The sequence below is a fragment of the Mesorhizobium sp. M0923 genome (assembly GCF_040319365.1).
Lineage (GTDB): Bacteria > Pseudomonadota > Alphaproteobacteria > Rhizobiales > Rhizobiaceae > Mesorhizobium.
The window spans coordinates 1-13,113 of record NZ_JAMYNW010000013.1; the positions used below are offsets into that span (position 1 = coordinate 1).

Annotated in this window: 12 protein-coding genes and 2 pseudogenes; 2 read left to right on the top strand and 12 right to left on the bottom strand. The window is 61.4% G+C overall.

Going from position 1 to position 13,113, the window contains the following annotated elements; all coding sequences use genetic code 11:
* Positions 1-470: 470 nt before the first annotated feature.
* Positions 471-557, top strand: a pseudogene (locus NKH89_RS35840) (formate dehydrogenase); the annotation flags it as partial.
* A gap of 15 nt (positions 558-572) precedes the next feature.
* Here the strand turns inward: NKH89_RS35840 and NKH89_RS21455 are convergent.
* The 11 genes from NKH89_RS21455 to NKH89_RS21505 all read right to left on the bottom strand — a co-directional run bounded on the left by NKH89_RS21455 (position 573) and on the right by NKH89_RS21505 (position 10,211).
* Positions 573-1,592 (bottom strand): ScyD/ScyE family protein, encoded by a 1,020-nt coding sequence (locus tag NKH89_RS21455; protein ID WP_352909850.1) that lies wholly within the window; start codon positions 1,590-1,592, stop codon positions 573-575.
* Positions 1,571-2,359: a formylglycine-generating enzyme family protein gene (locus NKH89_RS21460; RefSeq protein WP_352496617.1), complete on the bottom strand. Its 789-nt coding sequence runs from the start codon at positions 2,357-2,359 to the stop codon at positions 1,571-1,573. The genes NKH89_RS21455 and NKH89_RS21460 overlap by 22 nt, the downstream gene beginning before the upstream one ends.
* Positions 2,325-3,389 (bottom strand): ABC transporter ATP-binding protein, encoded by a 1,065-nt coding sequence (locus NKH89_RS21465; RefSeq protein ID WP_352909853.1) that lies wholly within the window; start codon positions 3,387-3,389, stop codon positions 2,325-2,327. Before NKH89_RS21465 ends, NKH89_RS21460 begins: the two co-directional genes overlap by 35 nt.
* Positions 3,390-3,392: 3 nt before the next feature.
* The gene (locus NKH89_RS21470; protein WP_352496619.1) at positions 3,393-4,241 is read right to left on the bottom strand and encodes a carbohydrate ABC transporter permease; all 849 of its coding nucleotides are present in this window, start codon (positions 4,239-4,241) and stop codon (positions 3,393-3,395) included.
* A gap of 7 nt (positions 4,242-4,248) precedes the next feature.
* A complete protein-coding gene (locus NKH89_RS21475; RefSeq protein WP_352496620.1) occupies positions 4,249-5,154 on the bottom strand; it encodes a carbohydrate ABC transporter permease in 906 nt (301 codons plus the stop codon).
* A gap of 140 nt (positions 5,155-5,294) precedes the next feature.
* On the bottom strand, positions 5,295-6,551 hold the full coding sequence (locus tag NKH89_RS21480; protein WP_352496621.1) for an ABC transporter substrate-binding protein: 1,257 nt from the start codon (positions 6,549-6,551) through the stop codon (positions 5,295-5,297).
* A 502-nt stretch (positions 6,552-7,053) separates the two neighbouring features.
* Positions 7,054-7,818, bottom strand: coding sequence for an ATP-binding cassette domain-containing protein (locus NKH89_RS21485; RefSeq protein WP_352496622.1), 765 nt, complete (start codon positions 7,816-7,818; stop codon positions 7,054-7,056).
* Positions 7,815-8,969, bottom strand: coding sequence for an ABC transporter permease (locus NKH89_RS21490; RefSeq protein ID WP_352496623.1), 1,155 nt, complete (start codon positions 8,967-8,969; stop codon positions 7,815-7,817). The genes NKH89_RS21485 and NKH89_RS21490 overlap by 4 nt, the downstream gene beginning before the upstream one ends.
* 29 nt (positions 8,970-8,998) lie before the next feature.
* Positions 8,999-9,892, bottom strand: a complete 894-nt coding sequence (locus NKH89_RS21495) for an ABC transporter substrate-binding protein (protein ID WP_352909858.1) — start codon at positions 9,890-9,892, stop codon at positions 8,999-9,001.
* Entirely contained in the window at positions 9,892-10,023 is a 132-nt protein-coding gene (locus NKH89_RS21500; protein ID WP_352516206.1) for a hypothetical protein, read from the bottom strand. Before NKH89_RS21500 ends, NKH89_RS21495 begins: the two co-directional genes overlap by 1 nt.
* 29 nt (positions 10,024-10,052) lie before the next feature.
* Positions 10,053-10,211 (bottom strand): hypothetical protein, encoded by a 159-nt coding sequence (locus NKH89_RS21505; RefSeq protein ID WP_352516207.1) that lies wholly within the window; start codon positions 10,209-10,211, stop codon positions 10,053-10,055.
* A 296-nt stretch (positions 10,212-10,507) separates the two neighbouring features.
* On the opposite strand from NKH89_RS21505, the gene NKH89_RS21510 reads away from it, so the two are divergent.
* Positions 10,508-11,428 carry a complex I NDUFA9 subunit family protein gene (locus tag NKH89_RS21510; RefSeq protein ID WP_352516208.1) on the top strand — a complete coding sequence of 307 codons (921 nt, stop codon included), beginning with the start codon at positions 10,508-10,510 and terminating at the stop codon, positions 11,426-11,428.
* A 307-nt stretch (positions 11,429-11,735) separates the two neighbouring features.
* Here NKH89_RS21510 and NKH89_RS21515 read toward each other — a convergent pair.
* Positions 11,736-12,158, bottom strand: a pseudogene (locus NKH89_RS21515) (CBS domain-containing protein).
* Positions 12,159-13,113 lie beyond the last annotated feature (955 nt).

Below are 13,113 nucleotides of genomic sequence, written 5' to 3' on the forward strand. Positions count from 1 at the left end.
ACCGATCGTGGTAACCTCAGGCACGGACGCCTCCCTTCGAATGGTTGCAACACTCCATTCTGGCACAGCGATGCCGTCGGGGGGCGTCCACCCCATCAGCTTTGCGCCCCGATTTCGGCCGTTCGACTATATCGTTCGAACTGCCGAAAGCTGTCGGGGCTCCGGCCCTCTCAAACCCTCCGCCGCCGTTGTCGCGCATGTGCCGCATGCCACCTGCCGTGCTTTCAGCGAGCCGACCTTACCTCCAGTCTGGAACCTAGCAGTCGCCCAACTGGTTCAACCTTCCGCCACGGCCGGGCAGGGGAGGGCGTGCAAAACGGTAGGCGCGACCTAAGAAACGGTCGCGGTTCGAGTCGGGAGAGCGCTACCGCCTTTCCCCACACCAAGAAAATCTCCGATATCTCCTCCGTTGTTGCGCGTGAAGCGACCTGTCTTGGTGTTGCTCAGGCCTATGGCGAACGGCAAAGGAAGGCCGGCCGATCCGCGAGGAATATCTGATAGTCGATGGCGGCAAGCGCGCCGGCGCCGGTGCGCATTCCCCTAGCGCCGGCGACGCCATCGATAACAGATATTTAGGGGTGCGGCTGGGCAGGCCCTGCCTGTTTGAGAAAGACGAGCTTCCCGTCCAGTTGCGAGACGACGATAGCGCCTTTGTCGAAGGGGAGCACGTCGACCGGCCGGGTCAGTCCATCGAGAAGCACCTGCCTCTTTCCTGAGACAAGGTCTAACCCGAGAAGCCTGCCGCTGCCAGAAGCCCAGCCATCCGACTGATCGAAAGTGCCATGTTCGAGGACCAGCATCTCGCCCTCTGCATCGAAGGCGACATCGACCGGAGCATTCATGCCGATGGCCTCGATGCGGACGCTGCCTGTTTGGCCGGCCTGCTTCAGCGAGACGATACGGCCGCTGCCGGCGACGAAGGGAAATCCGCCGAACAGGGAGACGTAAAGCCGGCTGCCGTGCACGGCAAGGCCGGTCGGAACCGCGTCGAACTCGTATTTCTGACCGTCGCCGAACTCGGTCGGCGAGAGGGCGGTTAGGGCCTGGCCGCTGGTGCTCAGCCGAGCAAAGGCAAAGAGCTGCGTGCGGCCGCTCCCGTCGGCCAGAAGGCGTTCGACGGAGTTCCGCGCGGCGTCGACGACATAGAGCGTGTCGCCTGACAACGCGAAGTCGTACGGGTTCCAGAAGTCGTTGCTGACGACCCGCGTGACGGCGCCCTGGTCGACCTCGAGCATCGCGTGGTCGTTGGAGTCCTCGTCATGGTCCGCCGGCGTCCAGCCCTGGGCGACGAGATAGCCGCTGCCATGGCGCTCGACCCGATAGGGCCCGGTCGGTTCGCCCATGACGTCGGTGCCATGCGGCAGGACCGGACCGAAAGCGGTGAAACGGCCGTTCGGGGTGCGCCTGTAGAGGCGGCCGTCGGCTAGGTCGGTCACCAGAAGCGCATCGCCGTCGCGAGCAAGTCCGGCAAAGATCGCTCCCGGTCTTCGCACGATTTCGACTTCGTATCCCGACGCTGCCTTCGGCTCCGCCGACCCTTGCGTTGCGATCGCCATAAGCAAAAGGGCAATCAATCCGGTGAGCGTACGCATCGAAAGCCTCCGTTGGCGGCGAAGCGAAAATCAGGGTCATAGGCAAGCCGGCGGGTCGTGCTCAGGCGGGTGGGGTCGCTGTTCCACGCGCCACCACGAAGCACCCGATATTTTCCGGCGATTTCGGGCAGCGCTTCGCCGCCGTAGGGTGCATAGAAGTCGCGGGTCCATTCCCACACGTTGCCGACGAGGTTGAGCAGGCCCTCCCTGCCCGCCCCTAGTGGAAACGACCGGGCGGGTGCCGTCATGTCATGACCGTCGCTGGCGTCCTCGTCGCAGCAGGCGCCGCGTCCAAAATTGGCGCGTGTCGCGTCGACCGGCGCATCACCCCAGGGAAAGTGTGCTCCCTGCGGCCCGCGCGCGGCGCGTTCGTATTCCTGCTCGGACGGCAACTTCAGGCCATAATGGGCGCAGAACGCCTCTGCATCGGTAAAGCTGACGCCGACGACCGGGTGGTCAGGCAGACCGAGGGCCGGATGCCGGTCGTAGAAAGCGGCGCGATGTCCCGTCGCCGCGACGAAGCGGCGGTATTGCGCGTTGGTGATCTCGGTCTGGTTCATGGCGAAGGCCTGGCCTTCGACGACATGTCGCGGCCGCTCGTTTTCATCGCCCGTGTCGTTGCCGAAGACGAACGGCCCCCCCGGAATTTCGACAAGCGGATTGTCCGCAATGACATCCTCGCCTGCCGCGGCGCCTCCGCTCCACAGAAGTGCCGCGACGGCGAGGAGCATCCTAGAAGTCAACACGGTCCTGGCTCTGGCGGTCAAACAGGAACACCCGTCCGGGCGCAAAGCCGACCTCCACCATCTGATCAAAGTCGCCCACAAAATTCTTGTCGGCGCGAACAGTGAGCAAGGCCGCTCCGGCGCGCAGGGTGACCAGCGTGCTTTCGCCGGTCAGTTCGACCGAATAGATCGGGGCCACGATATTGGTCTTTTCGCTTCCGGCAGGAAGGACGTGGATGTCCTCCGGGCGGACGCCCAGTACAGCGCTCGCAACGTTCGCGCCCCCGAGGCCGTCGAGCCTGACGCCGCCGAGGCTCGTGAAGACCCCGTCCTTGACCTCACCGTCGATCAGGTTCATCGGCGGCGAACCGATGAAGCCCGCGACGAAAAGGGTGCGCGGGTCGTTGTAGATTTTCTTCGGCGTGCCGAGCTGCTCGATCACGCCCTTGTTCATCACCGCCACCCGGTGAGCGAGGGTCATCGCCTCGATCTGGTCGTGGGTGACGTAGATCGTCGTCACCTGTAGCTCGTGCTGGAGGTGCTTGAGTTCGGCCCGCATCTGGACCCGCAGCTTGGCGTCGAGATTGGACAGCGGTTCGTCCATCAAGAAGACCTTTGGTGTGCGGATGATGGCGCGGGCCAGCGCGACGCGCTGGCGCTGCCCGCCGGAGAGTTGCTTCGGCAGCCGGTCGAGCAGGCCGTCGAGCTCGACGCGGCGTGCCACCTCCATGACCATCTGGCGCATCTTGTCCTGCGCCACCTTGCGGATCTTCAAGGGGTAGCCGATGTTATCGGCGACGCTGAGGTGGGGGTAGAGCGCGTAGGACTGGAAGACCATCGCGACGTCGCGATATTTCGGCAGCACGTCGTTGACCCGGTCGCTGCCGATGAAGATCTCTCCAGCCGTAACCTCCTCGAGGCCGGCTACCATGCGCATGGTCGTGGTCTTGCCGCAGCCCGAAGGCCCGAGTAGGACGAGAAACTCCTTGTCGCGCACCTCAAGATTGAGGTCGCTGACCGCGGTGAAGGTGCCGAACTTCTTGACCACGTTCTGGAACACGACCGAGGCCATGGCTCACCCCTTGACCGCGCCGAACGAGATGCCGCGAACCAGGTGTTTCTGGACGACGAAGGCGAAGATCATGATCGGGATGCAGGCGGTGAAGCCGGCGGCGCTGATTTCGCCCCAATAGGTGTTGTACTGCGTGACGCGCCCGGCAATGCCGATCGGTAGTGTCTGCGATCGTTCGGTCAGGGTCAGGATAAGGGCGAGCAGAAATTCGTTCCACGAAATGATCAGGCAAAAGATGGCTGTGGCCGCCAGCCCAGGACGGGCGAGCGGCAAAGCGACATGCAGGAATGCGCCCCATCGCGTGTCGCCGTCGACCATCGCCGCCTCCTCGAGCTCGACCGGCAGGTCCTGGAAGTAGCTCTTCATCATCCAGGTAGAGAAAGGCAGGTTGAACGCCGTATAGGCGATGATCACCGCAGGCTTCGTGTTCAGCATGCCGAGATGGTTGAAGGCGATGTAGAGCGGGATGATCGTCACGATGGGTGGCATCATGCGCGTCGACAGGATCCAGAACGAGATCTGGTAGCGCCATCTGCCCGGATACTGGAAACGGGCGAGCGCATAGCCGGCCAGGGAGCCAAAGACGACCGAGACAAGCGTCGTCGAGACCGCGATGATCAGGCTGTTCAATGCATAGATTAGGAAAGGCCGCTCGACGAAGGCGGCGTGGTAATGCTTCGACGTCGGATTGGCGGGGACCCATTGCGGCGGTATCGAGAAGATGTCGATGTCGTATTTGAACGAGTTGGCCGCGATCCAGTAGACTGGGAAGAGGGTGACCACGAGCGCTACGGCGATCACCACATAGGCGGCGATGCGCTGGATTCCGATACGCTTTCGGCGGTGCGCCATAGGTCCTCTAGTCGGCAAGCCGCATGCGCTTGATGAACCAGGTGCTGAACGCGACGGTCGTGAACAGCACGAAAAGCGAGATGGCGGCCGCATAGCTGGGGTCGGCGAAGCGGTACGCCACTTGGTAAATATAGAGACTGAGCGTCTTTGTCCGGTCGGCAGGGCCGCCGCCGGTCAAGATGAAGACGAGGTCAAAGAGCCGCAGCGCGTCCATGATGCGTAACAGCAGCGCGATGGCGATGACCGGCTTCAGGAACGGCAGCGTCAGATCCCAGAACTGCCGCCAGGCGGAGGCGCCGTCAATCGCCGCCGCCTCGTAGGGCTCGTCCGGCAGGCTGGCGAGCCCGGCAAGCATCAGCAGGAACATGAACGGCGTCCATTGCCAAACGTCGGCGACGATCACGGACAACATAGCCAGTCGGACGTCGCCGGCCCAAGCTTGGAGGGGCAGGCCGAGCCGGAACATGATCTCGTTGAGCACGCCGAATTGCGGCTCGTAGATGAGCTTCCAGGTGATCGCGACCGCAACCGGCGGCAGCATCATCGGCAGCATCAGGATCGTTTTCAGGAAATTCAAGCGCCGGATGTATCGGTCGAGCAGCAAGGCGAGGCCGAGGCCAAACAGGAACTCGGTGCCGACAGCGAAGACGGTGAACACCAGCGTGTTCCACAAGCCGACGTGAAACTGCTCGTCGGTGAGAAGCCGCAGAAAATTGTCAGCGCCGGCAAATTGCCAGGGCAGGTCCGGATTCGGGCTGATCCGCGTTGCCGCCGCAATGATCATGTAGATCGACGGAAATATCGTGAGCGCCAGGAGCACGAGCATAGCTGGCGCAAGCATCAATACCCGCAGGTGGCGCTCAAACCACCGCTCGAACGAATTTCCGAACTTCGCACCGATAGAGACGGTCATCGGAAGTTCTATCCGTCATATCAGTCAATCATAGCATGGCGAACCCGAGATCCAAACCGGCGCGTACTCGCTCGTGCTTGCCCCGAGAGCTGATCCGGCAAAATGGAGCAGCATCACCGGATACCACCATATGCGGCCAACTACTTGATGCCGGTTATCTCTTCGACCGCAGCCTGGGATCTCTTCAGCGCCTCCTCCGACGTTTCGGTGCCAGCTACGGCTTTGGAAAGCTCGATCCCGAACGCGTTCTCGATCTCGGGCCATTTCGGATGACGCGGACGCGGCGTCGAGGCTTCGATCGCTTGCATGAGCACTGGATAATGCCGGAATTTTTCCTGGCCGGTCAGGCTGGGATCAGCGAAGATCGACTTGCGCACCGGCGGGTTGCCGCGCTGGGCCGAGATTTTCATCTGTTCCGGTGAGGTCGCCCACAGCATGAAGTCGAAGCCCTCCTGCTTGTTCTTCGCAGCGGCCATGATGCCCATCGTCCAGTGGCCGATTTCCGAGCTGCCCGGTTTGGTGCCCGCCGGGATCGGCGAGTAAGAGATCTTGCCGACCATCTTCGACTGGCTGGGATCTTCGAAGGTCGCGACCCAGTTCGGCCAGTTGATCGACGAGGCTGCGGTGCCCGCTGCCAGGGCCTGCCCGACCTCGTTGGCGTTGTAACTCTCGACGCCCTTCGGCGAGACGTCGCGCAGGGCCATGAAGGTCTTCATCGCGGCCGCACCTTCGGGCGTGTCGATCGTCACTTTTGTCCGGTCAGCGTTGAACATGTCCGCGCCATAGGACCAGAAGATCGGCATGAAGTCGGCGACGACGGGGTTGCCCTGGCCGCCCCGGAAAACATAGCCGAAATAGCGGCCGCCGCCTTTTTCGGAGAGCGCCTTGGCTGCCTTCAGCACGTCGTCCCACGTCTTCGGTGCCTCAACGCCTGCTTCCTTGAACTTGGTGGCGTCATAGAAGAACATCTGCGCGTTTCCCACATAGGGCAGGCACACGTAGGGCCCCTTGTTGTAAGGATTGCGGCAGACTGCCAGGGATTTCGACAGGAAGTCGCTGTCCGGTCCTTCGAGCCCGGCCTTCTTGAAATAGGGCGTCAGATCTTCAAGATGCCCGTTTTCCGCGAAGAACGGAATCCACGGATCGTCCATCAGAACGATATCGAAGGCGCCCGATTTTGTCTGGCCGGCATTGGCCGCCTGTTCGAAGACGTTGCTGTAGGGAGCCTGGACGATCTCGACTTTGGTGCCCTTCAGCTTCGCATAGTCGGCGGCAGCGGCTCTCAGGCCGTCGCCCTCGCTTCCCGAGGGAACGAGCACTGTTATGTCGGCCCACGCGTGCGTCGCCATCAGCGACGACAGCGCCAAGACCACGGAGAAAAGAAATCTTCTGACCATCTTATTCCTCCCGTTTCCGCTCCGGCCTGTCGGGCGGCCGGTGCCAGAACCGCTCGCACGCGTTTTGACCGCTTACGAAGCGCGCGAGCGCTCCGTCGCAGACGGCAACGTTTGAAAGGGGTGCGAACGGCGCAGGGGGCCACTTGGACCGCCAAAGCATCAATACTGCGGGGCAACTCGTGGGTCATCACAACCCACATCTCCCGTAGGTGCACCGAGGTGCGCTAACTGCCATTTTAACATCTTGGCTGCTTCAGTTGAAGTGGATGCGGGCTCCACGGTGTGACAAATGCGCCCCGGTCGGGTCAGTACGAGATTGTCGGTCCCCGCGGTGGCGGCAGTGGCCAGGAGTGCACCGTTGTTCGCAACGAACCGCTTCCTGTCCGCGCCGAAGACGTATCGTTCGCACTGATGGCCGTGCTTGAGCGCTCCTCCCGCTGGGGCGCGTTGTGTTCGTGTCACTCTTCGGTGTCATCTCTTCCAGTACACCGAGCGCCGCCATCTATTGTACGCGCGTATCGTCCAGGGCGCCCACCATGTATTGCACAAGCTCCTGAGTATGCGTCTCCGCCGTCCGCTTCTCCGTCACTTTGTGCCCCCTGCGCATCACCATGAGGCGGTCTGAGACCGCGAAAACATCGGGCAGTGTGTGCGTGATCAGGATGACGGGGACCCCCTGGTCCCGCAGCTTCCTGATGAGCTCCAGGACTTTGTGCTGCTCGGGAACGCCCAGATTGTTGGTCGGCTCGTCCATGATCATCAACCGGGCGTCCCAATAGACGGCGCGAGCGATTGCGACGGCCTGACGTTGTCCGCCGGATAGGCTCTCGATCGGCTGCGTGAGGCTCGGGAATTGGATCGCGAGCGACTCCAGCGCCGCCCGGGACTCCCGAAGCATCATCTGCTCGTCGAGCGTCCGGATGAGGCCGGCGAGGTAGCGCTTCTTCGCTTCGCGCCCAAGGAAGATATTGGCGCTGACATCGAGATTGTTGGTGAGCGCCAAGTCCTGATAGATCGTCTCGATGCCCTGCCGGCGCGCATCCATCGGGCGGGCAAAACGGCTGAGCCGGCCCTCGAAGTAGATCTCGCCTTCGTCGGGCTGATAAACGCCTGAGACGCACTTGATAAGGGTCGACTTGCCGGCGCCGTTGTCGCCGAGCAGACCAACGACCTCGCCAGGGTAGACATCCCAGCTTACGTCGTTGACGGCCACAAGGCCGCCGAAGCGCTTAGTCAGCTTCCTGATCGAAAGGACAGGCTCCGTCACGTCGGCGGCCCTCGTGTCGCCCGGCCGATAATCAGGTCTCGCGACTGGTCGATCAGCACGGCGACGATCACGACAACGCCAACGACGATGAATTGCCAGAACGCCTCGACGTTCAGCATGACAAGACCGGTAGTTAGCACTGCGATGATCAAAGCGCCGATGACGGTGCCCATCACGCTTCCGGCGCCGCCGAATAGGCTGACGCCGCCAATGATGACGGCGGCGATCGAGGAGAGAAGCAACGCATCGCCGATCACCGCCGAGCCGGCAGTGAAGCGGAGTGTCGACAGGAAACCGGCGATACCGGCCGTTGCGGAGGAGAGGATGTAGAGCGAGATGATATGGCGGTCGACCGGGATGCCGGTGCGGATGGCTGCCTCGACATTGCCGCCGATGGCGTAGGTGTGCCGGCCGAACTGCGTCTTTCGCAAAACGAAGATCGCGATCGCGACAATGATGGCGGTGAGCACCACGGGATAAGGAAGGATGCGGTCCATGCGACGGAGCAGCTCGCCGCTTACCTCCGGCGCTGCGAGGAAATGGAGGCCGCCGGCCTCGCCGCGTATGAAATAGACGAGAGCGTCATTGCCATAGGCGCGAATTCCTGGAGGCAGGCCGATCACCGTCGTGTTCTCGGACATCAACAACGCGACGCCACGCACGATGAACGAGCTCCCCAGCGTCACGATGAAGGCCGGTACTTTCAGCTTGGCGATGATGACGCCATTGACGAAACCGACGACACCGGCGCCAGCCACCGCAGCGAGGAATCCGACGACGACCGAGGGAAAAAGCGGCAGTCCGGCATTGAAGACAGCGCGGATCGCCAGCGCCGACAGCACCGAGGCGAGACTCATGACCCAGCCGACGGAGAGGTCGATGCCGGCGGCGATGATGACGAAGGTCTGGCCGAGGCCGAGCAACAGTATCGGTGTGATGGCGACGAGGATGTTCTGCGAGTTGCGCACGGTGAGGAAATTGACGGCGCCAAAGCTGACGATCGGTACTGTCACGACGAAGAAGACGATCATCAGGGCGAGGAAAGCCCAGGCCCAGGACCGGCTCAGCGCCAGCACGAATCGCTTCGGCGGCGTTAGGGTTTGCGCTGCGGGGGCCATCTCCGCCACCACCTTCATTTCCACGCGGGCCACGAAACCTTGTCCTCATGAGCGGACGCGAGCTAATCCCGGGAGCGCCGCTCCCGGCAGGCCAGTCGCCCGCTATTTGGCCGGAACCTGATAGATGAAGCGGGCAATCGCCGGGTCTTTGACGTTATCCTTGTCGACGATGGCGAACCCGGTCTCGACACGACGCGGCAGGCTCGTGACGCCGGCAGCATCGGCCGCGGCGAACTGCACAGCCATGTAACCATGTCGAACGGTTTCTGTGCCAACACCAGCGAGACGACGCCGTTGTTCATCAGCTCGATTGCCAATTGCGTCGCGTCATAGGCGACAACTTGAACGTGGCCGCCCAATCCGGCGTTGACGACGGCCGTTCCGGCGCCTTGAGCGCTGAACACGTTGGTGCCGAACACCCCGGCGAGGTCGGGTTCGCGTTCGAGGACCGCCGCGGTCTGTTGCGTCGCCTTGTTCTGGTCATCGAGATTGTAGTCCGGCCCGAGGACCTTGATGTCCGGAAATTCCTTCTCCATCACCTCCTTGAAGCCCTGCTCGCGACCCTCGACCGAGCTGACGTTCGGGTTCGTGGAGTTGATGTAGACAATACCCTTTCCGCCGATTGCCTTGGCGAGGCCCCGGGCTGAAATGCGTCCGCCTTCGACGTTGTCAGAGCCGATATAGCTGATCGGGAAGGTCACGGGGCCGTTCACGTAGTCGCCGTCGCCGAGGAACGTATCAACGGTGATGACCTTGATACCGGCGTCGACCGCCGCCTTGAGTGGACCGATCATCTGGTCCTTATCGGTCGGCGCGGTCACGATGTAGTCGAGGTCGCCGCGCGCCACCATGGCGTCCAAAATCGGCGTCTGGGCCTCGACGCCCCACGTCTGCGGGATCTGCGTCACGACCTCGACGCCGAGGTCCTTCGCCGCAGCCTCAACGCCAGTCTGCATCACCTGATAGAAAGATCGACGACGCCAGGCAGAAAGCCGATCTTGATCTTGTCTTGTGCGGCAGCAGCCTGCGGAGCTGCCGCCAGAGCCAGCGCTGTGATCAGCGCAAGGCAAAGCTGTCTCTTGGACATTTTTCACCTCTCGAGTTGACTTTTGATGCTCAGCCGACGTCACAGATCGTCGCTGAGGCTTTGGCAATTTTAGCAGGTGCTGAATCGTTTGCAAACGACGACTGTCCGTTGACGGCGAAAGGCTGGGCCGCATCTACATGACGTTGGCTGCCCTGTTCATCGCGCAGGCGACCAACATCCACTTTCAATTGGTGGCCAGATCCTCCTGCTGCTTTTATGGCGCGCCAGCCTGACTTCAATCAGCCTAGCAGCCTCAACGGGCGGCGCACCGTCAACGACGCACAATGGCAGAATCGCGATCTGCTGCGATCGGCTCATCAATCGCCGGAATTCCGCAAGGAGTGGGGTCATTTTCGATCAGTTGACGGACGAGATCGACCCCAATCTGTACGAGGCAGCTCAGATAGTGGTCGGTAGGCGTGCCGCCCACATGACCTGAACCGCCGGGTCGAGACCGCCGACACAAGCTGACAAAGTCTAAGCCATGGCTGCTATGAACCATCGCGTCGTCATCGTGTTCGGTGGAACCGGGTTTCTCGGCCGCCGCGTTGTTCGGCATCTCCGCGATGGCGAGTTTTTTGTTCGGATTGCATCAAGACATCCGGAACGGGCCAAGAAGTTGTTTGGTTCTGATGATCCGCAATTTCAATCGGTCAAAGCCGATATCCACGATGAGCGGGCGATCGCCGATGCACTTGCCGGTGCTTTCGGTGTTGTAAATGCGGTCAGTCTCTATGTCGAACGGGGACAGGAGACCTTTCACTCCGTGCATGTCGAGTCGGCCCGGCAGGTTGCAGCTCAAGCACACCGAGCTGGCGTCGAACGGCTCGCTCACGTTTCAGGAATCGGCTCCGATGCTGCCTCGCCGTCGCCCTACATCCGCAAGCGTGGCGAAGGCGAACTGGTGGTGCGTGCCGCGTTTGCTGACGCCACTATCATCCGCCCGGCGGTGATGTTCGGACCGGATGACGCGCTTCTCACCATTATCCTCAAACTTCTCCGCCGGCTTCCAATCTATCCGATGTTCGGTCGCGGCCTGACGAGATTGCAGCCGGCCTATGTGGGCGATGTGGCAGAGGCGACCGCAAGAGCGCTGCAGGGAACGGAAACGCATGCGATCACGTATGAGTGCGGCGGTCCTCGCATCTACTCTTACGAGGAATTTCTCAAAGCCGTTGCACACCAAGCCGGCCTTAGACCCATACTGGTCCCAGTGCCATTTGCCGCTTGGCACGCGTTCGCATGGGCCGCGGAAATGCTTGCGAGTCCGCCCGTCACTCGTAATCAGGTGGAACTGATGCAGGTTGACAATGTGTCATCGCCGCAGATGCCCGGATTTGAAGGACTTGGCATTTCGCCGCACTCGGTCGAGGAAATGCTCCAGGAGATATTGTGGGATCACTGATTAAAGAGCCTCTTCGGCTAGATGTTTGATCCCAGGCTTTGATGGTTCATCATTGTCGTCCGAATCAAAGGATGCACTATGGGCCAGGTTCTGCATGGGAGCGCCACAACGACAGATGCGAGGGCGGACCGAGTGCGCTCCGATATTTGCCGCTGCTCCTTCTCCGCCAGAGCTGCGTACGGGTGCAGTATAAGTTCGTCCTGCACACGCGGCATTTCAAGGATGCAGCCGACAGTTGCGGTTGGTTCCGCAATCGTCGGAGCCGAAGCCCGACGGGTATCGACTATCCGCCGGGCGAGCCACCCTTTCAGTGGTGATGGGCGGAAACGCTCTTGATGTATTCGGACACCAGTTCCATCGGCGCCGACTGACCGAGGTCGCCCACGCCGAGGATGCCGACCATCCGCATATTCTCGTTGATCACCGGTAACCTGCGGATTTTTAGTTTCCTCTATGTGCTGCATGGCCTTGGCCAGATCTTCGTCTTCGCGGCAGCGGTGAATGCCGGCGGTCATGACATCGCGCGCCGTCGCGCTACGGCTGTCTAAACCATCCTCCGCCAGTGCTTTGCAGACGATGTCGCGGTCGGTCACCATTCCGATCAACCGGTCGTCTCTCCGATAGGAATCGAGCCAATATCCTGGGCTCGCATCATCTTCGCTAGTTCGGCGACAGGGGTTTCGGGGCTGACCCAGTCGACACCCTTGTGCATTGCGTCTTTGACTTTCATAGCGGACTCCCTTGCTGGTTGCCCCGCCGCTGTGTTGACGTTTGCTGACAAGGCCGCTGATTCCGGCGTTCTCCTGGGATTATCTGGTGCGATCATCATTCGTCATTCGTTATTTTCCTCCAGGCGCGGTCGAGTGAGCGTTCGGCGCACGACGGCCGAGCCAAACGAGTTGTTGTTGGCCCTAAACCATCACTACGACGAGTGGCTTGGTGAGGTTGGCCTGCCGTCGCCTTGTGCCGACCAAGCCGCATCGCTGATCTCTGGCGCTGCTCCCTCTCCTGCGGATCACCCGTCGATGTCGCCGCAACGCTTCCCCCAACGAAAAACCCCGCAGGAGCGGGCTTCTAGTATTTTTCGGCGCGGGCTTACGGCTCCACTGAAAACAGTGGCGGAGCAGTTAGGCGACAGGGCCAGCGTCTGCCGCTACGGCGAGTCAGGATGTCGTTGCATCATCGCCGTTCCGAGCCGCGTCGAACGCGACCGGTCGATTGATGACGTTGCTGACGGCAGAACCAGCGAGTGTGCGCGTCACGGAAGCCGGAAAGCAGCGTCGTTCAATTACGGAATTCGGATGGAATTATATCGACTCCGACTATCCTTGCACACCCTGCAAAGCTGCGCCGATGGCGCTTGCAAGGACGACAGGAAAACACCACCTATAAACTGATAGCGAACAAGCTGGAAACGTCGGTTCAAGTCCGACGGCCCCGGCCAAATCGGGGTTTCGTCTAGGGTAGGACACCACACTTGGTAAACGCCGCTCCCTTCCGGTCGAGCGGCGTTTTCGTATTTTCTGTAGAAAGGCAACAAACGGCCCGCATTGTGGAAAGGCTAGCCTTGTAGCGCTGGCTGGTGAGCGTTGCGAACTGGCTTGGCAATACCGTCTGAGCGGCAAACGATGCGAGATTCCTCTGCTTGATAAGCGCTGGCTAACAGGTTGTTTGCAATCTTTGGG

Bases quoted from the DNA above. Each gene is read 5' to 3' on its own strand.
- NKH89_RS21455 (WP_352909850.1), bottom strand. From the start codon at position 1,592: ATGCGTACGCTCACCGGATTGATTGCCCTTTTGCTTATGGCGATCGCA.
- NKH89_RS21465 (WP_352909853.1), bottom strand. From the start codon at position 3,389: ATGGCCTCGGTCGTGTTCCAGAACGTGGTCAAGAAGTTCGGCACCTTC.
- NKH89_RS21470 (WP_352496619.1), bottom strand. From the start codon at position 4,241: ATGGCGCACCGCCGAAAGCGTATCGGAATCCAGCGCATCGCCGCCTAT.
- NKH89_RS21475 (WP_352496620.1), bottom strand. From the start codon at position 5,154: ATGACCGTCTCTATCGGTGCGAAGTTCGGAAATTCGTTCGAGCGGTGG.
- NKH89_RS21480 (WP_352496621.1), bottom strand. From the start codon at position 6,551: ATGGTCAGAAGATTTCTTTTCTCCGTGGTCTTGGCGCTGTCGTCGCTG.
- NKH89_RS21495 (WP_352909858.1), bottom strand. From the start codon at position 9,892: ATGCAGACTGGCGTTGAGGCTGCGGCGAAGGACCTCGGCGTCGAGGTC.
- NKH89_RS21500 (WP_352516206.1), bottom strand. From the start codon at position 10,023: ATGTCCAAGAGACAGCTTTGCCTTGCGCTGATCACAGCGCTGGCTCTG.
- NKH89_RS21510 (WP_352516208.1), top strand. From the start codon at position 10,508: ATGGCTGCTATGAACCATCGCGTCGTCATCGTGTTCGGTGGAACCGGG.